We start from the raw sequence: 18,050 nt of genomic DNA on the forward strand, positions 1-18,050 counted from the left end.
TTCGACAACTGAAGCATGCCATCAGGCCGCTGCATACAGCGCGGCGGCGGCGGCGAACACTTCGGCCACGGCATGCGCGCCGGGGTCGGCCACGCCCTGCAATTTTGTGCCGACATAGGCCGATCGTCCGGCCTTCGCCTTCTCCATGGCCGCCGTCGCCTCGGCGCCGTGCCGGGCTGCTGTCGCCGCAGCGTCCAGGCCATTGGCGTCGAGCGCTTTCAGCGCCGGTTCCAGCGCATCGACCATGGTGCGGTCGCCGATCTTGGCGCCGCCGTAGAAGGTCATCCGGTCAAGGCCGGCAAGCAGCGCCTTGGACAGGGTCGCACTCGTATTCGTAGCCTGCGCTGCCGCCGTGAAGAAGATCGACAGCAGCACGCCCGAGGAACCACCCATGGCGACACCCAGGAGATCGCCCACCGCCGCCAGCGTGGCGGCCGGATCGGCCAGCGGCAGCGCATCGAGCTTTTCCAGCACGCTGCGCGCGCCGGTCGCTACCGTCGAGCCTGTATCACCATCGCCCGCCTTGGCGTCCAGTCCGTTTAAAGTCTCTTCAAGCGCAATCAGCCGTTCGCAGATCGTGATGACAAGGCGCCTGGTGCCGGCGTCCTGGCTGGCCTTTTGGGCTGCGCTCTTTCCGGCCGCTTTCGCCATTGGCACAATGGCAGGCGCTGCAACGGGCTTTGCCGGCATCCAGGCGTGCGGTCCGACCGGCGCCAGCAAGGCCGCCTCGCGCGCGGCATCGAGCTTGATCAGCGACAGCGAAAAGCCGTTCATGTTGAGCGCCGTCATCAGCGGGCCGGGGCCGATGGCAAGCTTCACGGTCCTGGCCAGCGGCGAGGTCAGCACTGCATTGGCAACCAGCGACATTTGGAGCGGCGGCACCGAACCGAGATTGCTGATCAGCAGCGCATGCTTGGCCGACGGGTCGAGCCGTGCCGTAAGCCGCTCCGCCATGATCGCGACAAGCTTGTCGGCGCTCTGCACCGCGATCCGCTCGACGCCCGGCTCGCCATGGATGCCGAGGCCGAGTTCGCCATCGTTTTCGCCGAACCGCTCTTCATGTGGCTGGCCGGGGATCGAGCAGGATGACAGCGACATGCCGAGCGAGATGACGTCCTTCGCCGCCGCGCGCGCCGCCGTCGCGATCGCTGTCAGATCGCTTCCGGCCTCCGACAGATGGCCGGCTATCTTGTGCACGAACAAGGTGCCGGCGACCCCGCGCGGTTGGTTGATGTCCGGCAAGGCGATGTCGTCGGCGACGATCGCCATCTCGACACGAAACCCCTCGGCGCGCGCCTTCTCGGCCGCCAGGCCGAAATTGAGCCGGTCGCCGGTGTAGTTCTTGACGATCAGCAGGCAGCCGGCCGGACCGGTCACCGCGCGGATGGCCGCCAGCACCGCTTCGACGCTTGGCGAGGCGAAGATCTCGCCCGAAACGGCCGCCGTCAGCATGCCCTTGCCGACGAAGCCGGCATGCGATGGCTCGTGCCCGGCGCCGCCGCCGGAGACGACGGCAACTTTTGCCTTGTCCCAGTCGGCGCGCAGCACGACCTTGATCTCGGGATAGCCATCGAGGCGCGCCAGATCACCCGAACCGATGGTCCGCAACAGACCGTCCAGCGCCTCGGTGACGATCGTTTCCCTGCGGTTGAAAAAATGCTTCATCGAATTCGTCCTGTATTCGTCAATCAGAAGCCGGTGCCGTACCCTTGGCGAGACACCGAAACCTCACATCAGTCGTTGCCCATCGGCGCCGAAATAGAGTGGCGAGCGGTAGCGGATCACCACTTTGTCGCCTTGCGCCAGATCCGTGTCGGGGTCGGTCAGCGTCACCAGCTTCTTGGCCCCCACCGTCACATGCAGATGGTTCTGGTCGCCGAGATGCTCGACCCAATCGACGACGCCGTCGGCGAGGCCGTTCGCGGCCTTCGCGATCGACAGATGCTCGGTGCGTGCGCCGATCGTCTTGGTGCCGGTTGGAGCGCCGCCATCGGGCAACAGTCCGGCCGGCAGAAGATTGATCGCCGGCTGGCCGAGCCGTGCCGCGACATGAAGATTTGCCGGCTCGGAATAGATCGTGCGCGGCGTGCCGATCTGCACCAGCACGCCATCGGCGAGGATGCCGATGCGGTCGGCCATGGTCATAGCCTCGATCTGGTCGTGGGTGACATAGAGCATGGTGGCGCCGAGTTCGGCCTGGATACGTTTCAGCTCGAGCCTGAGATCGGCGCGCAATTTGGCGTCCAGCGACGACAGCGGTTCGTCCATCAGATAGATCGACGGTTTTCGCACCAAAGCGCGGCCGATGGCGACGCGCTGCATTTCACCGCCGGACAGCTTGGTCGAGCGGTTGTTCAGCTTGTGGTGGATGCGCACCATTTTCGCCACCTCCTCGACGCGGCGGCGGATCTGGTCCTCCGGTATTTTCCGCGCCGGCGAGCGCAGCGGGAAGGCGAGGTTGTCGTAGACCGACAGATGCGGATAGAGCGAATATTGCTGGAACACGAAAGCGGTGTCGCGCTCGGCCGGCGACAGCATCGTCGCATTTTGGCCGCCAATATGGATCGTGCCGCTGTCGGGCCGCTCCAGCCCGGCGATCAGGCGCAGTGTCGTCGTCTTCCCGGCGCCGGTCGGCCCGAGCAGCACGACGAACTCGCCATCCTTGATCTGGAGGTCGAGATTGCTGACGGCGGCGTGGTCGCCAAACGTCTTGGTCACGCCTTTGATGTGTACGTCAGCCATGCTGCGCTCTCCCTTGAGAGGCCGTGTCGTGAATCGCGGTGCGCACGGCGCGGCCCGATCCCTTGTCGAACAGCGACAGCCGCGCGCTGTTCAGGGTCAGGCCGACATGATCGCCGGCAGCGAGCCGGATTTCGGCCGGCACCCGCGCCTTGATGATGCCGTCCGCCGTCTCCACCGCGACGATCTGCGTGGTGCCGAGATATTCCGTGCCGTAAATCGCGCCGCGCAGTTTCGAGGCGTCGTCGAAGCGGATGTGTTCCGGCCTTATGCCGAGCGCCATGTCGGCTGGTGCGATGTCCTCGCGCACCTCCGGCACCGCCACCTTGGCGCCCTGGACGACGATTTCCTTTGCCCCCTTGGCCAGTCCGCCGCCAAAGCCCAGAAAGTTCATCGGCGGCGAGCCGATGAAATCGGCGACGAACATGGTCGCCGGGCGGTCGTAGATTTCGCGTGGGCTGCCGAACTGTTCGATGACGCCATGGTTCATGACAGCGATCTTGTCGGCCATCGACATCGCTTCCATCTGGTCGTGCGTGACGTAGACGGTGGTGGCGTGAATGCGGTTGTGCAGCTCGCGCAGCTCATGCACCATGAGGTCACGGAACTCGGTATCGAGCGTGCCGAGCGGCTCATCCATCAAAAAGCATTTAGGCCGCCGCACGATGGCGCGGCCGAGCGCGACGCGCTGGCGGTCGCCGCCGGCAAGCCCTGAGACCGATTTGTTCAGCAGATGGTCGATGCGCAGCAACTTTGCGGTCTGTTCGACGCGTTGACGGATTTCGGCCGACGGCATGCCTTGCGCCAAAAGCGGGAAGCCGATGTTCTTGCGCACATTCATGTGCGGGTAGAGCGCGAACAGCTGGAAGACGAAGGCGATGTCGCGCTCCCGCGCGCGCCGCATGGTGACGTCCTCGCCGCCGAGCAGGATCTGGCCGCCGGTCGGCAGCTCCAACCCGGCGATCATGCGCAATGTCGTCGTCTTGCCGCAGCCCGACGGCCCGAGCATGACGAAGAATTCGCCATCCTCGACGACGAAGCTCGAATCCTGCACGGCGACGAAATCGCCGAAGGCCTTTCTCAGGTGTTGGACGCGGATCTCGGCCATGACTATTCCGGGAATTTCGAGACGATGATGAACATCACCGTGCCGGCGAGCATGGTGATGAAGGAGTAGGTGTAGAGAGCCAGCGCGAAGGGCTGGAACAGCATCAGGAAGCCGATGGCGATGATCGCCGTGGCGATGTTTTCCAACAGGCCGCGCCGAGCCCAGCGCGGCCAGCGCGATTTGCGTTTGGTGGGTTGGCTGAGGCTCATTTGCGCACCGCGCCGAAGGTGATGCCGCGCAGCAATTGTTTGCGAAGCAGGATGGTGAAGACCAGGATCGGCACCAGGAAGATCGTCGTGCCGGCAGCCACCGCCGGCCAGTCCTGGCCGCCTTCGCCGATGATGGTCGGGATAAAGGGCGGCGCGGTCTGCGCCGTGCCCGAGGTGAGCAGGGCTGCGAACGCATATTCGTTCCAGGCGAAGATCAGGCAGAAGATGGCGGTCGCGGCAATGCCGGTGGTGGCCTGCGGCAGCACGGTGCGCCAGAAGGCCTGCAACCTGGTATAGCCGTCGATCATCGCCGCTTCTTCGTACTCGCGCGGGATCTCGTCGATGAAGCCTTTGAGCAGCCACACCGCCAGCGAGACATTGACCGCCGTGTAGAGCAGGATCATGCCGAGCGCGGTGTCGGACAGGCCGAGCTCGCGGTACATCAGGTAGATCGGGATCGCGACCGCGATCGGCGGCATGAAGCGCGTCGACAGGATGAAGAACAGCAGGTCGTCGGCCAGCGGCACCTTGAAGCGCGAGAAACCGTACGCCGACAGCGTGCCGAGGAAAACCGCGCAGAAGGTCGAGCCGAAGGCGATGATCAGCGAGTTGACGAAGCGCGGCAGGAAGTTGGACGGGCCGGCAATCACCATGTTGCGCTTGCGCACGGTCTCGTCGCAGAAGCCGGTCGCCGGTCCCAGCGAGTTGATGTATTCCGGCGTCTGCCGGGTGCGGGTCGTGAACAGGTTGCAATAGCCTTCGATGCTCGGTTGGAAGACGATTTTCGGCGGATAGGCGATCGAATCCGGCGGCGTCTTGAAGCTGGTGGCAAAAATCCACAACAGCGGCACGATCGAGATCAGCGCATAGGCGACGATGATCGTGCCGGCGATGCCTTTTGCCGTTCCCGACGGGGCGACGACGGAGTGGGCGGTGGTCAGGCTCATCTCTGCTTCACCTTGTTGAGCGCCTTGACGTAGATGTTTGCGAGGCCAAACACCGCGACGAACAGGATGATGGCGAAGGCCGAGGAATAGCCGGTGCGCCAGCTCTCGAAGGCCTGCCGTTTCAGCGTGATCGAGGCGACCTCGGTGGTGGAGCCGGGTCCGCCGCCGGTCAACAGATTGACCATGTCGAACATCTTGAAGTTCTCAATGCCGCGGAAAAGCACCGCCAGCATGATGAAGGGCAGCGCCATCGGCAGCGTGATCGACCAGAACTGCCGCCAGTTGGAGGCGCGGTCGACCTCGGCCGCCTCATAGATGTATTCGGGGATGGAGCGCAGGCCCGCGAGGCAGATCAGCATCACGTAGGGCGTCCACATCCAAGTGTCGACGATGATGATCGACCACGGCGCCAGCTCGACGTTGGACAGCATCTGGATGTTCGTCGGCGGAATGCCGGTGACGAACGAGATGGCGTAGGCGAACAGGCCGATCTGCGGTTCGTAGAGGAAGCGCCAGAAATTGCCGACCACCGCCGGCGACAGCATCATCGGCACCAGGATGATGGTCGTCCAGAAGGCATGGCCGCGGAATTTCCTGTCGATCAGCCAGGCGAGCGTAAAGCCGATCAGCGTCTGCAACAGGATGGTCCAGAACACGAAATGTGCCGTCGTCTGCATGGCTATCCAGATGTCCTGGTCGCCGAGGATGCGCTGGTAATTGGCAAAGCCGAGGTTCTTCACCACCTCGTTCGGCCGGTTGGCGCGGAAGTTGGTGAAGGACAGGTAGATCGCCCAGAACAGCGGGAAGATGTTGATGGCGAGCAGCAAAAGGATCGTCGGCGAGATGAACAGCCAGGCGAGGCCCTTGTCGCTGATGCCCCGGACCTTGCGGGCCAACGGCTCCGGGGTGGCCCGGGCAACGTTCTCCGCAGTCCGATTGAGCATGGTGAGTCCTGCTTCGGTCACGTCAAGTCTCGACACTGGAATTTATCTGAACTGCGTCCCGTGCCAAGGGCGGCACGGGACGCGTCGGTCTGGCTCGGGAGGAGCCGTTGGTCCGGTTACATCTTGCCGTCGTCCTGGAAGACTTGCGTCCAGTCCTTGACCAGGCCGTCAAGCGCATCCTTGGCCGAACCCTGGCCGGCAACGACATAGTCGTGGAAGCGCTTCTGCGAGGCCTGCAGCAGCGGTGCGTAGCTCGGCTCTGCCCAGAAGTCCTTCACGATCGCCATCGAGTCGAGGAAGGTCTGCGCATAGGGCTGGCTGGACGGGAAGGCCGGGTCCTTGACCACCGCGTTGAGGCAGGAATACCCGCCGAGCGACCACCACTTGGCCTGCACGTCCTTGTTGGCGAACCACTTGATGTATTTCAGCGCCGATTCCTGCTTGTCGGAATAGGACACGACCGAAATGCCCTGGCCGCCGAGCTGGGCGAACTGGTCGCCGTTCGGACCCTTGGGGTTGACGAAGTAGCCGATCTTGTCGCCGCCGACATTCTCGTCCTTCTGCAGGCCGGGCCAGGTGAAGGCGAAGTTCATATGCATGGCCACCTGGCCGGATTTGAAGGCGTCGACGCCTTCGCCCATGTAGCTGTTCGATGCGCCGGGCGGGGTGCAGCAATCATAGAGCGCCTTGTAGAACTCCAGCCCCTTCACCGATTTCTCGGAGTTGACGTAGCCTTCCATTTCGTAGGGCTTCTTCGGGTTTTCATACTGGAAGCCGAAGCTGTAGAGCACGTCCATGGCGCCCATGGTGATGCCTTCCGAGCCGCGCTCGGTGTAGATCGAGGCGCCATAGACAGTCTTGCCGTCGATCTCGCGCTTCTGGAAGAATTCGGCGATCTGCTTCAGCTGGTCGAACGTGGTCGGCGGGCCGAGGTCCCAGCCGTACTTTTCCTTGAATTCCTTCTGCAGTTCCGGCTTGGAGAACCAATCCTTGCGATAGGTCCAGCCGACAACGTCGCCCATGGCCGGCAGCGCCCAGTAATTCGGCGTGTTCTTCGGCCATTCGGAATAGCCGACGACGGTTGCGGGGACGAAATCGTCCATGCTGATCTTCTCCTTGTCGAAGAAGTCGTTCAGCTTGACGTAGTGGCCGTTTTCGGCCGAGCCGCCGATCCACTGGCTGTCGCCGATGATCAGGTCGCAGAGCTTGCCGTGCGAGTTGAGCTCGTTGAGGAAGCGGTCGGCATAGTTGGTCCACGGCACGAACTCGAATTTCATGCCGATGCCGGTTTCCTTGGTAAAGTCCTTGGACAGTTCGACAAGTGCGTTGGCCGGGTCCCAGGCGGCCCAGCACAGCGTCAGGTCTTCAGCGTGCGCAACGTTCGAGACGGCTGTCGACGCAGTGATCGCCGAGGTCAGTCCCAACGCCAGTTTCAAGCTCGATTTCATGCCTTCCTCCCATTTGCGAAACGCGCCCGGATGGCGGTTTCAAGAGCCCCTCAACCCTCGCTCCTCCGAGGGCCTAAACATGGCGGCGCGGTGCGTCGCGGATGTTTAGTAATTTGTTTAGTGATGCAATTTTTACTAAACAAGGCAAGCGAATTCGTTGCTGCGCCGCAGCATTGCCAAACGAGGATTGAAATCGTTGGGAAATGATTGTCGGAGGGTTCGCCCGGAAGTTGCTTAGCCGGCGTCTCTTACAATTTTCGTCTGTGGCGTCACTGGTCGCACAGGCGGCGCGGGCGGCAGCAATGCGCGAATATCGGCGAAGGGAAATGTCGGCTCGAAGCGGAAAGCCTCGGCCAGTGAGCCGGCGACGCCGTTGCACTGCCCGGCGCGAAACTCGTTCTGGACGCGCGCCCTGTCGACATATTGCTCCGGCATCTGCGAGCGATGCGCGCGGATCGCCTGTGTTTTGATATCCCGGTAGGCGGAAATGTCGACATAGTGCGTCGGCGAAAATCCGGTTCCGCCCATCGTGTCGGCATGCAGCACCGGCACCGCGAAGGAGGCCGCGATGCGCACGCCGTCCGACAGCGCGCGGTGGTCGGCGTGATAGTCGTTGGGCGCATGGGTGATCACCAGATCCGCTGCTGTCTCTCTTATCAGCGCTTTCAGCGAACTGATCAGCGCTGCATCGGCCACCAGTTCGCCGTCGGGAAAGTCGAGGAAGCGCGGGGTCGCGCCGAGCAAAGCCGCAGCGGCAGCCGCTTCCTCGCGCCGGACACGAGCCAAAACGCTTGGGTCGCCCTTGCCGCCCTTGGCGCCATCCGTGGCCACGGCAAAAGTGAGTTCTGCGCCTTGCGCCGCATAGGCGGCCATCGTACCGAACATGAATATCTCTATGTCGTCCGGATGCGCGCCGAGCGCCAATACCTTCACCGCACTCTCCCCGGAAATGGAAAAACGTGACGAACGGAATCCTGCTCGCTCTCATCGCCTATGCAAGCTATTCGTGCAGCGACGCCGTTATCAAGAGCCTTGGCGGACAGTTCACCGTCTTCGAGATCGGTTTCTTTGTGACGCTGTTTTCCGGCTTCTTCCTGCTCTTCACCCGGCCGAAAGGCGAGCGCTGGCGGGACTTCTGGCGGACCAAACGGCCGTGGGCGGTGCAGGCCCGCACTTGGGCCGGCATCGCGTCGGGCGTGCTCGGCGTTTATGCCTTCACCACCATCCCGCTGGCTGAGGCCTATGCGTTGATCTTCCTGGCGCCGCTCTGCGTCACCGTCCTTTCTACCGTCATTCTCAAGGAGAAGGTCGGCCCATGGCGCTGGCTGGCTGTGGTCGCCGGCTTCGCTGGTGTCATGCTGGTGGTGCGGCCGGGCTTTCGCGAGCTGCATCTCGGCCACCTCGCCGCTTTCGGCGTCGCCTTCCTTGCCGCCACCAGCATCATCCTGACGCGTTCGCTCGCCCAGCAGGAAAAGCGCACGACCATGCTCGGCGTCCTGGTCGGCTGCGCCCTGGTCTTCAATGGAATCGCCGCCGCCGCCACCTCGTTCAAGCTCCCGGATGCCAGGCAGCTGGTATGGTTTGTGATATCGGGCGCCTTCACCTCCTGCGGGCAGTTCCTGCAACTGCTTGCGGTCAAATACGCTCCCGCCAACCGCATCGCGCCAACGCACTATTCGCAGATCGTCTGGGCGGTGATCCTCGGGGCGCTGTTCTTTCAGGAATATCCCGACTGGCTGTCCCTGGTCGGCCTCGCCGTCGTTGGCGCTTCCGGCCTGCTGACCATGGTGCGCGAGGAAGTGCGGTTGGGTACGGTGCGCTGGAACCCGCTGTCGCGGACAAGACTGTGAGCGAGCGCCGGTTGCACGGCCATAGTGACCGCTGATATGCGGACGCGATGACGACAAGACCCTTGCCGGAGCTTCCGGTGTCCGCCGTACTGCCGGCGCTGAGCGAGGCGCTCGGCGCTAGCAACAGCGCCGTGCTGGTGGCGCCGCCCGGCGCCGGAAAGACGACGCTGGTGCCGCTGGCGCTGCTCGATGCGCCGTGGCTGGGCGCCGGCAAGATCGTCCTGCTCGAACCGCGCCGGCTCGCCGCCCGCGCTGCCGCCCGCCGCATGGCCGAATTGCTCGGCGAGGAGCCCGGCGCCACCGTCGGCTATGCCATGCGCATGGAAAACCGCACCTCGGCCCGGACAAGAATCCTGGTCGTCACCGAAGGCGTGCTGGCGCGCATGATCCTCGACGATCCGGAGTTGCCCGGCGTCTCCGCAGTGATTTTCGACGAGTTCCATGAGCGTTCGCTCGACGGCGATCTCGGCCTCGCTTTGGCGCTCGATGTGCAAGACGCGCTGCGGCCGGATTTGCGGCTGCTGGTGATGTCGGCGACGCTCGACGGCGCGCGCGTTGCGAAACTCTTGTCCGGCGCGCCGGTGATCGAAAGTCAAGGCCGGGCCTTTCCCGTCGACATCCGTTACGACGAGCGGCCGGCTGGCGTTCCCGTCGAAGACGCCATGGCCAAGGCAATCCGTTCGGCGCTTGCCGAGGAGAGCGGCAGCGTGCTCGCCTTCCTGCCGGGGCAGCGCGAGATCGAGCGCACCGCCGAGCGGCTGCAGGACCGCCTCAGCGCCGACACCGACATCGTGCCGCTCTACGGCCAGCTCGACAACAGGGCGCAGGACGCCGCCATCAAGCCGGCGCCATCGGGCCGCCGCAAGGTGGTGCTGGCTACGTCGATCGCCGAGACCTCGATCACCATCGACGGCGTGCGCGTCGTCATCGATTCCGGCCTGTCGCGGCTGCCGCGCTACGAGCCGGCAAGCGGCCTGACCCGGCTGGAGACGGTGCGGGTTTCCAGGGCATCGGCCGACCAGCGCGCCGGGCGCGCCGGGCGCACGCAGCCCGGTGTCGCCATCCGCCTGTGGCGGGCCGAACAGACGGCGGCACTTCCTGCCTTCACGCCGCCCGAAATCCTCGAAGCCGATCTGTCCAGCCTGCTGCTCGATTGCGCCGCTTTCGGCGTCGCCGATCCGGCGAGCCTGTCCTTCCTCGACCCACCGCCTACGCCGGCGCTCAACGAGGCGCGGGCGCTGCTCAGTGCGCTGCACGCCATCGACGCGACCGGACGGCTGACCGAGGCGGGCGGCGCGATGCGTAAGCTGGCGCTGCCGGTACGGCTGGCGCACATGGTCGCCGAAGCTGCGGGGACCGGCCATGCGACGGAGGCTGCGATGCTGGCGGTGCTGCTCACCGAACGCGGCCTCGGCGGCGACGGCGCCGACCTCGAACGGCGGCTGATGCGCTTTCGCACCGAGAAGTCGCCGCGCGCCGTGGCAGCAAGGCAGCTGGCTGAGCGGCTGGCGAAGCAGGCGGGCGGCGGCAAAGGCGATGCGCCAGCAGGTGCCGGCGCTCTCCTCATCCACGCCTGGCCGGACCGGGTAGCCAAGGCGCGCGGCGAGCGCGGGCGTTTCGTGCTCGCCAACGGCTCCGGCGCCATGCTCGACGCCGCCGACCCGCTGGCGGGCGAGGCCTGGCTTGTCGTCGCTGATTTGCAAGGCAAGGCGCAGAATGCCCGCATCACCGCAGCGGCCGCCGTCGACGAGGCCGACATCCGCGCAGCACTTTCCGACAGGATCGAGACCCGCCGCGAAGTGAGCTTCGACCGCGAGAGGCGAGCGGTGCGCGTGCGCGAGACCGCCCGGCTCAGCGCCATCACTTTGTCCGAGCGCATGCTGCCGGCGCCGTCCGGCACCGACGCCGACCGCGCCATTCTGGATGCCTTGCGCGAACACGGGCTCTCTCTGCTGGAGTGGGGCAAGGAGGGGGAGACGCTACGCCAGCGCCTTGGCTGGCTGCACCGCGGCCTCGGTGCGCCCTGGCCCGATGTTTCGGACACGGCCCTCATCGAACGCCTCGACGACTGGCTGCTGCCGTTCCTGCCCGGCAAGGCGTCCTTCGCCGCGATCGATCCGGGCACGCTGTCTTCAGGCCTGATGGCACTGGTGCCGCATGAATTGCAGCGCAAGATCGGCTCACTGGCGCCGACCCATTTCGATGCGCCGTCCGGCAGCCATGTGCCGATCCGCTATGACGGCGAATGGCCGGTGCTGGCGATCCGCGTGCAGGAGCTGTTCGGCCTCGACCGCCATCCCGCTATCGCCAACGGCACCGTGCCGCTGACGCTCGAACTTCTGTCGCCGGCCCACCGGCCGATCCAGACGACGCGCGACCTGCCCGGCTTCTGGCGCGGCTCCTGGGCCGACGTGCGCACCGACATGCGCGGCCGCTACCCCCGCCATGTCTGGCCGGAAAATCCGCTGCTCGCCGCTGCTACCGCGCGGGCAAAACCGCGCGGCACCTAGCGTTTCTGCTTTCCTGGCTATAATCCTTGGCCATGATCAACATCCTGCGTGCGCCCGACTTCCAGCAAAGCCAGCGGCTGCGCCTCAACACGCTGATCCGGCTGCGCTGGCTGGCCATTGTCGGCCAGAGCCTGACCGTGCTGGTCGTCGCCTATGGGCTGAAATTCCCGCTGCCGGTCAGCCTCTGTTTCGCGCTGATCGCATGTTCGGCCTGGCTGAACCTGGTTCTGACCTTCCGCTATCCGGCGGCGCACCGGCTGACCCCGTTTTCGGCCTTCGTCATCCTGACCTTCGACAGCCTGCAGCTTGCCGGCCTGCTCTACATGACCGGCGGTCTCACCAATCCGTTTTCGCTGCTGATGACTGTGCCCGTCGTTGTCTCGGCGACATCGTTGCCACTGCGTCTCACCGCCATTCTCGGCGGGCTGGTGATAGTGGGAGCAAGCTTGCTGGTGTTCTTCCATCTGCCGCTGCCCTGGTACGAGGGCGCGCCGCTGCCAATGCCGTTTATCTATGTCGCCGGCATTTGGATGGCGGTGTTTTCCTCGATCGCCTTTACCGCCATCTATGCCTTCCGCGTCGCCGAGGAAGCCCGCCTGCTCGCCAATGCGCTTGCCGCCACCGAACTGGTGCTGCAGCGCGAACAGCATCTGTCGGCGCTGGATGGCCTGGCTGCCGCCGCAGCACACGAGCTCGGCACGCCGCTCGCCACCATCGCGCTGGTCTCCAAGGAGATGGAAAAGGCGCTTGGCGACGACCCGAAATACGGTGAGGACGTCAAACTTCTGCGGTCGCAGAGCGAGCGCTGCCGCGAGATCTTGAAACGCCTTACCAGCCTGTCCTCGGAGGGCGAGGCGCATCTGTCGCGGCTGCCGCTGACCTCGCTGGTCGAGGAGGTGACGGCGCCGCACCGCGATTTCGGCATCTCGATCAAGCTTCGGCCGGGCGAGCGCATCGGCCCCGAACCGGTCGGGCGGCGCAATCCCGGCGTCATCTACGGCCTCGGCAATCTGGTCGAGAATGCCGTCGACTTCGCCCGCAAGACCGTCACCGTGCGATGGAGCTGGGACGAGCTCGACGTCACCTTTTCGATCATCGATGACGGGCCGGGCTTTCCGCCCGAAATCATCGACCGCATCGGTGAGCCCTATATGTCGACGCGCCAGGGCAACGAAGCCGGTGGCGGCCTGGGTCTCGGGCTGTTCATCGCCAAGACCTTGCTCGAACGCTCCGGCGCCACGCTCGACTTCCGCAATTCGAGCGGACTGGGCGAGGGCGCCATCGTGCAGATATCGTGGCCGCGCACGGTCTTCCTCAACCCGGAATCGGTGGGAACGTCGATGTTCGACACCGCCTGAAGCTTTGGCCGCAGCCGGCAAAATTGGACAATGGCGTTCAGGAACTATATCTGCGTAAAATTAAGGCAGCAGGATTTTTTGAGACGATGACTGGCGAAGAAACAATTGGCGCAATGGTTGAAGGCGAGGACACCTCGCTGCTGATCGTCGACGACGACAAGCCGTTCTTGACGCGGCTGGCGCGGGCCATGGAAACCAGGGGCTTTGTGGTCGAGACGGCCGAGAGCGTCGAGGAGGCGGTGGCCAAGGCGCGCGCCCATCCGCCGGCCTATGCGGTGGTCGACATGCGGCTCGGCGACGGCAACGGGCTCGACGTCGTCGCCGCCATTCGCGAGAAGCGCGACGATGCCCGCACGGTCATCCTCACCGGCTATGGCAACATCGCTACCGCGGTGACGGCGGTAAAGCTCGGCGCCATCGACTATCTGTCGAAGCCCGCCGATGCCGACGATGTGTTTGCGGCGCTGACCCGCACCGCCGGTGAACGCGCCGCCCCGCCCGAAAACCCGATGTCAGCCGATCGCGTGCGCTGGGAACACATTCAGCGCGTCTACGAAATGTGCGATCGCAATGTGTCTGAAACCGCGCGAAGGCTGAACATGCACCGCCGCACGCTGCAGCGGATACTGGCCAAGCGCGCACCGCGCTGAGGTTCACGCGGCGCAGGCCGCCAATTGCCGAACGTCAGCGCTGCCCCTCACCTGCCTGCCGGCATCCTCTCCCCGTATAGAGACGGGGAGAGGGGCGCTCTCATCGCTGGTTTCGCCAATCGCCGGCGTTGCAGGAAACGACGGCTAGGCTGAAGCTGCCCCTTTCTCCCCGTCACTATACGGGGAGAAATGTCCGGCAGGACAATGAGGGGCGGCGCCAACGCTGGAAAGAGTTGCGCTTGCCCTGCCATCGACCTTTGCGCATCATCGCTAACGCCACCGGGAAACCCGGCAACGGAGGAAACATGCGCGACGAGCGGCCGAAATCCATCCTGCGCGAATTCCTCGATGGCGAGGCGGCGGGCGGCATCATCCTGATGGTGGCGGCAGCGCTTGCGCTGATCGTCGCCAATTCGCCGCTGGCCGACACCTATTTCGCCGCACTCCACGCCTATCTCGGCCCGCTCAGCCTCTCGCACTGGATCAATGACGGGCTGATGGCGGTGTTCTTCCTGCTGGTCGGCCTGGAGATCAAGCGCGAGATGCTGGACGGCCAGCTCTCGACCTGGCCGCGCCGCGTGCTACCGGGCGTCGCTGCCGCCGGCGGCATGCTGGTCCCGGCGCTGGTCTATGCCGCCATCAACCGCAACAATCCGGCCGCGCTCTCCGGCTGGGCGATCCCGACCGCCACCGACATCGCCTTTGCGCTCGGGGTGCTATCGCTGCTCGGCAATCGCGTGCCGGCCTCGCTGAAAATCTTTCTCACCGCGCTCGCCATCATCGACGATCTCGGCGCTGTCATCATCATCGCCATCTTTTACACAAGCGGGCTGTCGCTCGCCTATCTCGGCGCCGCCTTCGCCGTCATTGCGGTACTCATCGTGCTCAACCGCATGCGGGTGACGGCTCTGACGCCCTATCTCGTGCTCGGCGCCATCCTGTGGGTGCTGGTGCTGAAATCAGGCGTCCATGCGACGCTGGCCGGCGTTGCGCTGGCGCTCACCATCCCGCTCAAAGTCTCTCCAGGCAGCGGCCACGATCTCGACCATTCGCCGCTGCACCGGCTCGAACACGGTCTGCACAAGATCGTGCCTTTCATCGTCATTCCGATCTTCGGCTTTGCCAATGCCGGCGTGTCGCTGGCCGGCCTCAGCGCCGCTGCCCTGGTCGAGCCACTGACGCTCGGCGTTGCCGCCGGCCTCGTGCTGGGCAAGCTGGTCGGCGTCTTTGGCTCGTCGGCGCTGGCGATCCGGCTCGGCTTCGCCGACCTGCCGGTCAACGCCGGCTGGCTGCACATGATCGGCATTTCGCTGCTCTGCGGCATCGGCTTCACCATGAGCCTGTTCATCGGCTTGCTCGCCTTCGCCAACGACGTGGCGCTGCAGGACGCGGTCAAGGTCGGCATCCTGGCAGGCTCGTTCATCGCCGCACTGCTCGGCGCCGCCGTGCTGCTGATGGCGCCGGCCGTGGGGGAGATTGACGAAGACTAGATTGGCGGCAGGCCGAAAGCCGCGAACAGTTCGGGTCCGAGCGGCGGCACGTAGATCGTCAGCGAGGCGATTTTGCCGTCCGCAGCTTCGATGACATGCAGCGAATGCGGGCGCCATAATAGATCCTGATGGCTGCGTGCGTAGACGCCGACCGCCGGTTGGGCGTTGGCTCCGATGGCCACCGTGCGGTAGCCCGAAAAATTGCCCCAGACGGTCTCGAAGAAAGCATGGATTGCCGCGCGTCCCCGGTACCATTCCCGCCATGGCGGCATGTGGTAGGTGGCGTCCTCCTTCAGGAGCTCGATGAGGCTGTCGAGCTTGGCCGCCTGCCAGGCCTGCATGTAGCGTTCGAGCAGCAAGGCCTCTTGCCGGCTGGGCCGTGACCGCTGCTGCGGACGCCCCTGGGGATATCGCTGGCCCAGCGTTGCGCGGGCTCGCTGCAAGGCGCTGTTGATCGAAGCGGTCGAGCCGCCCAGCAATTGCGCCGTCTCGACAGCCGACCATCCCAGCACATCGCACAGAAGCAGAATGGCCCGCTGCCTGGGCGGCAGAAGCTGGATCGCTGCCACGAAGGCGAGTTGCACCGCTTCACGCGCTTCGTAGCGCGCTTCCGGACCGGGCTCGCCGTCAACAAGGTCCGGAAGCTCTGTGTCCGGATACGGTTCCAGCCAGGTGAACTCGGCGGCAGGCCCGCCGGTGGCCCGCCCGTCGGTCTCAAGTCGTCCGGGCTGCTGGAGAATGCGATGCGCCGTCGACCTCGCCTTGATGGCGTTGAGGCAGCTGTGGGTGGCGATCGTATAGAGCCAGCCGCGCACCGAGCCCCGGCCGTCGAATTGCGACCTGCCGCGCCACGCCCTCAGGAACGTGTCCTGGACAAGGTCGTCTGCCTCGTGCAGCGAGCCCATCATCCGATAGCAATGGAGTTTGAGCTCGCGGCGGCGAGCCGCCGTCAAACGCTCGAAGGCCAGTCGATCGAGGATCGGCCGGCCCAGGGGCTCAACGGGGCGAGGAGCGTCTGTCATGGAGGAGCCTGCGGTGCTGAAGCTTCCTGGCATCGTGCGCGCCTCACGCCGCTGCCGCAAGTCCGCTGCCGCTGACGGTGAAGGAGCTGCCTTCCGATTTGCCGGTGGCGAGCGCGACCACCGCGCGGCCGACATCGGCCGGCGTCTGCAAGTCGGTCATGCTCGCGAGGACGTCCGCAGGCCGGATGCCCAAATAGGCCGCAAAGCCATCGAGCCCGGCATCGCCTATGCCGGTCCCTGGCATGATGCGAGCCGGTGCGAGCGCCATAAAGCGCAGGTCCAGTCCAAGCCGATCCGATTCCTTCTGGCAATGACCGGCCAGGAACATCTGCATGCGTTTTGCGCCTGCATACCCGCCGGCGAACGGCGGTCCGCCGGTCAAGGCTGCGCCACTGGAGATCAGCACAACCCGGCTGCCTGGCTTCAGCCGGCCCTGGAGCGCGGCCTTGCAGAACAGGAACGACGCCTTGACGTCCATTTCCCAGTTCACCGAGAAGTCCTCCCAGTTCTGATCCTGGACGGGCGCGGACGGGGCAAGGGCGCCGGCGCAGATCACCAGCACGTCCGGCGCGAGCGCGGCGAAAACCGCATCGGGTGCGGTCTCGTCGGTGGCGTCGACCGCAAGCGTCTTCACACCTGATGTCTCCCAGGAGAGTTCCTTCAGCGCCGCGGCACCACGGGCAACGGCGAGCACTGTCGCGCCCTCGCCAAGCGCAGCCTCCACGATTGAGCGGCCGACGCCCCGGCTGCCTCCAATGACGACGACATTCTGACCTTGTAACGATCCCATGGATCACCTCTCGTTCCGGCCACTGGACCATCCAGCGCCTATTGATCAGGACAATCGAGGTGATCGGAAATCATCGGTGCAGGTCAAAAATTGTCTCGATGGATCGGCGGGCTCGCGCGAAGCCATGGTCGGGCACAAGCGGGACGCGCCACCGTCGACCCGGCGCACACTGTTATTCGCTCTCTCCCTCCAGCGCCGGCACCGCCACGCCCGCCAGCTCCGCCGCCAGCAGCCGTGCAGCACCCGCCCTTGCAATGCGCAGCATCAGCGCCTTGCGCGTTGCCGCCGCCATGCGGTGCTCCGGCGCATCGCGCAGGACCTCGGCGCCGTAGCCGTCGGAAAGGATGAAGCCGCATTCCTCGGGGAAGATCTCCGCCGGCACGCCGGGATGGGTGGCGAAGAAGAAGCGGTCGGAATGCAGCCGGTAATCCGGCCATTTGCGGTCGACGCGAAAATCCTCGATCGAGGATTTGATCTCGATGATCCAGATGTCGCCCTGCCGGGTCAGCGCCACCAGATCGGCGCGCCGGCCTGTGGCCAGCGACAGTTCGGGCAGCACATGCATGCCCATCTGCATCAACAGCCGCTGCACGCCGCGCCGCACCAGCATGGCGCGTTCCGACTGGCGGCCGTCGATCAGGGGATTGAGGGGAATCGGCGAAATGATCGGCATGGCAGCCACCATGCCAGATTTTGTTCACGGTTTGAACCTGTTTTTGGAAAGGGATTGTGTACTTGGCAAACAGACACCCTCAAAGCACCTCAACCCTATAAAGATTTTGGGGATTTGTGGATTAGCGTCGCTGCGAACTCATCCGGGTTTTTCGGTGTGATCGCTAAGAACCTGGGCCACCACCGCTTTTCGACCAAGACCACCTTCCGAGGCCAACGATTGACGATGCTGACGGTATTCCAAGGATGCGAGCCTAGATTCAAGATAGCGGCGAAATTGAACCGACCTTCGATGACGTGGGCGGCGACGATG

At 64.8% G+C, this 18,050-nt stretch carries 16 protein-coding genes; 5 read left to right on the top strand and 11 right to left on the bottom strand.

The window, feature by feature from the left end:
- Nucleotides 1-21: 21 nt before the first annotated feature.
- From AC1DXM_RS13570 to AC1DXM_RS13605, 8 genes are all read right to left on the bottom strand, one after another.
- Nucleotides 22-1,665, bottom strand: coding sequence for a dihydroxyacetone kinase subunit DhaK (locus tag AC1DXM_RS13570; RefSeq protein WP_477233508.1), 1,644 nt, complete (start codon nt 1,663-1,665; stop codon nt 22-24).
- A 63-nt stretch (nt 1,666-1,728) separates the two neighbouring features.
- Nucleotides 1,729-2,742 (bottom strand): ABC transporter ATP-binding protein, encoded by a 1,014-nt coding sequence (locus AC1DXM_RS13575; RefSeq protein WP_477233509.1) that lies wholly within the window; start codon nt 2,740-2,742, stop codon nt 1,729-1,731.
- Entirely contained in the window at nt 2,735-3,847 is a 1,113-nt protein-coding gene (locus AC1DXM_RS13580) for an ABC transporter ATP-binding protein (protein WP_477233510.1), read from the bottom strand. Before AC1DXM_RS13580 ends, AC1DXM_RS13575 begins: the two co-directional genes overlap by 8 nt.
- A gap of 2 nt (nt 3,848-3,849) precedes the next feature.
- Entirely contained in the window at nt 3,850-4,056 is a 207-nt protein-coding gene (locus tag AC1DXM_RS13585; RefSeq protein WP_477233511.1) for a hypothetical protein, read from the bottom strand.
- On the bottom strand, nt 4,053-5,003 hold the full coding sequence (locus tag AC1DXM_RS13590; RefSeq protein WP_112560588.1) for a carbohydrate ABC transporter permease: 951 nt from the start codon (nt 5,001-5,003) through the stop codon (nt 4,053-4,055). The genes AC1DXM_RS13585 and AC1DXM_RS13590 overlap by 4 nt, the downstream gene beginning before the upstream one ends.
- Entirely contained in the window at nt 5,000-5,947 is a 948-nt protein-coding gene (locus tag AC1DXM_RS13595) for a carbohydrate ABC transporter permease (RefSeq protein ID WP_477233737.1), read from the bottom strand. Before AC1DXM_RS13595 ends, AC1DXM_RS13590 begins: the two co-directional genes overlap by 4 nt.
- Nucleotides 5,948-6,063: 116 nt before the next feature.
- Nucleotides 6,064-7,395 (bottom strand): ABC transporter substrate-binding protein, encoded by a 1,332-nt coding sequence (locus AC1DXM_RS13600; protein WP_477233512.1) that lies wholly within the window; start codon nt 7,393-7,395, stop codon nt 6,064-6,066.
- Nucleotides 7,396-7,629: 234 nt separating this feature from the next.
- Complete coding sequence (locus AC1DXM_RS13605; RefSeq protein WP_477233513.1) at nt 7,630-8,328, bottom strand: PIG-L deacetylase family protein; 699 nt, start codon at nt 8,326-8,328, stop codon at nt 7,630-7,632.
- A 26-nt stretch (nt 8,329-8,354) separates the two neighbouring features.
- Here AC1DXM_RS13605 and AC1DXM_RS13610 point away from each other — a divergent pair, with 26 nt between their 5' ends.
- The 5 genes from AC1DXM_RS13610 (at nt 8,355) to nhaA (ending at nt 15,253) form a co-directional block, all read left to right on the top strand.
- Nucleotides 8,355-9,245, top strand: coding sequence for a DMT family transporter (locus AC1DXM_RS13610; protein ID WP_477233514.1), 891 nt, complete (start codon nt 8,355-8,357; stop codon nt 9,243-9,245).
- A 47-nt stretch (nt 9,246-9,292) separates the two neighbouring features.
- Nucleotides 9,293-11,755, top strand: coding sequence for an ATP-dependent helicase HrpB (hrpB, locus tag AC1DXM_RS13615; RefSeq protein ID WP_477233515.1), 2,463 nt, complete (start codon nt 9,293-9,295; stop codon nt 11,753-11,755).
- A gap of 32 nt (nt 11,756-11,787) precedes the next feature.
- Complete coding sequence (locus tag AC1DXM_RS13620; RefSeq protein ID WP_477233738.1) at nt 11,788-13,113, top strand: ActS/PrrB/RegB family redox-sensitive histidine kinase; 1,326 nt, start codon at nt 11,788-11,790, stop codon at nt 13,111-13,113.
- A gap of 86 nt (nt 13,114-13,199) precedes the next feature.
- A complete protein-coding gene (locus AC1DXM_RS13625) occupies nt 13,200-13,763 on the top strand; it encodes an ActR/PrrA/RegA family redox response regulator transcription factor (RefSeq protein WP_112560594.1) in 564 nt (187 codons plus the stop codon).
- 305 nt (nt 13,764-14,068) lie between these two features.
- Nucleotides 14,069-15,253, top strand: coding sequence for a Na+/H+ antiporter NhaA (gene nhaA, locus AC1DXM_RS13630; RefSeq protein ID WP_477233516.1), 1,185 nt, complete (start codon nt 14,069-14,071; stop codon nt 15,251-15,253).
- Here nhaA and AC1DXM_RS13635 read toward each other — a convergent pair.
- The 3 genes from AC1DXM_RS13635 to AC1DXM_RS13645 form a co-directional block, all read right to left on the bottom strand.
- Complete coding sequence (locus tag AC1DXM_RS13635; RefSeq protein WP_477233517.1) at nt 15,250-16,275, bottom strand: RNA polymerase subunit sigma-70; 1,026 nt, start codon at nt 16,273-16,275, stop codon at nt 15,250-15,252. The genes nhaA and AC1DXM_RS13635 overlap by 4 nt on opposite strands.
- A gap of 43 nt (nt 16,276-16,318) precedes the next feature.
- Nucleotides 16,319-17,065, bottom strand: a complete 747-nt coding sequence (locus AC1DXM_RS13640; RefSeq protein WP_477233518.1) for an SDR family NAD(P)-dependent oxidoreductase — start codon at nt 17,063-17,065, stop codon at nt 16,319-16,321.
- Between the two features lie 172 nt (nt 17,066-17,237).
- Complete coding sequence (locus tag AC1DXM_RS13645) at nt 17,238-17,738, bottom strand: MmcB family DNA repair protein (protein WP_162712051.1); 501 nt, start codon at nt 17,736-17,738, stop codon at nt 17,238-17,240.
- Nucleotides 17,739-18,050 lie beyond the last annotated feature (312 nt).

It is taken from the genome of Mesorhizobium sp. P3_A2 (assembly GCF_056403115.1).

What these genes read in the sequence shown, in the direction of transcription:
- AC1DXM_RS13570 (WP_477233508.1), bottom strand. Translation starts at nt 1,665, where the DNA reads ATGAAGCATTTTTTCAACCGCAGGGAAACGATCGTCACCGAGGCGCTG.
- AC1DXM_RS13575 (WP_477233509.1), bottom strand. Translation starts at nt 2,742, where the DNA reads ATGGCTGACGTACACATCAAAGGCGTGACCAAGACGTTTGGCGACCAC.
- AC1DXM_RS13580 (WP_477233510.1), bottom strand. Translation starts at nt 3,847, where the DNA reads ATGGCCGAGATCCGCGTCCAACACCTGAGAAAGGCCTTCGGCGATTTC.
- AC1DXM_RS13585 (WP_477233511.1), bottom strand. Translation starts at nt 4,056, where the DNA reads ATGAGCCTCAGCCAACCCACCAAACGCAAATCGCGCTGGCCGCGCTGG.
- AC1DXM_RS13590 (WP_112560588.1), bottom strand. Translation starts at nt 5,003, where the DNA reads ATGAGCCTGACCACCGCCCACTCCGTCGTCGCCCCGTCGGGAACGGCA.
- AC1DXM_RS13595 (WP_477233737.1), bottom strand. Translation starts at nt 5,947, where the DNA reads ATGCTCAATCGGACTGCGGAGAACGTTGCCCGGGCCACCCCGGAGCCG.
- AC1DXM_RS13600 (WP_477233512.1), bottom strand. Translation starts at nt 7,395, where the DNA reads ATGAAATCGAGCTTGAAACTGGCGTTGGGACTGACCTCGGCGATCACT.
- hrpB (WP_477233515.1), top strand. Translation starts at nt 9,293, where the DNA reads ATGACGACAAGACCCTTGCCGGAGCTTCCGGTGTCCGCCGTACTGCCG.
- AC1DXM_RS13620 (WP_477233738.1), top strand. Translation starts at nt 11,788, where the DNA reads ATGATCAACATCCTGCGTGCGCCCGACTTCCAGCAAAGCCAGCGGCTG.
- AC1DXM_RS13625 (WP_112560594.1), top strand. Translation starts at nt 13,200, where the DNA reads ATGACTGGCGAAGAAACAATTGGCGCAATGGTTGAAGGCGAGGACACC.
- nhaA (WP_477233516.1), top strand. Translation starts at nt 14,069, where the DNA reads ATGCGCGACGAGCGGCCGAAATCCATCCTGCGCGAATTCCTCGATGGC.
- AC1DXM_RS13635 (WP_477233517.1), bottom strand. Translation starts at nt 16,275, where the DNA reads ATGACAGACGCTCCTCGCCCCGTTGAGCCCCTGGGCCGGCCGATCCTC.
- AC1DXM_RS13640 (WP_477233518.1), bottom strand. Translation starts at nt 17,065, where the DNA reads ATGGGATCGTTACAAGGTCAGAATGTCGTCGTCATTGGAGGCAGCCGG.
- AC1DXM_RS13645 (WP_162712051.1), bottom strand. Translation starts at nt 17,738, where the DNA reads ATGCCGATCATTTCGCCGATTCCCCTCAATCCCCTGATCGACGGCCGC.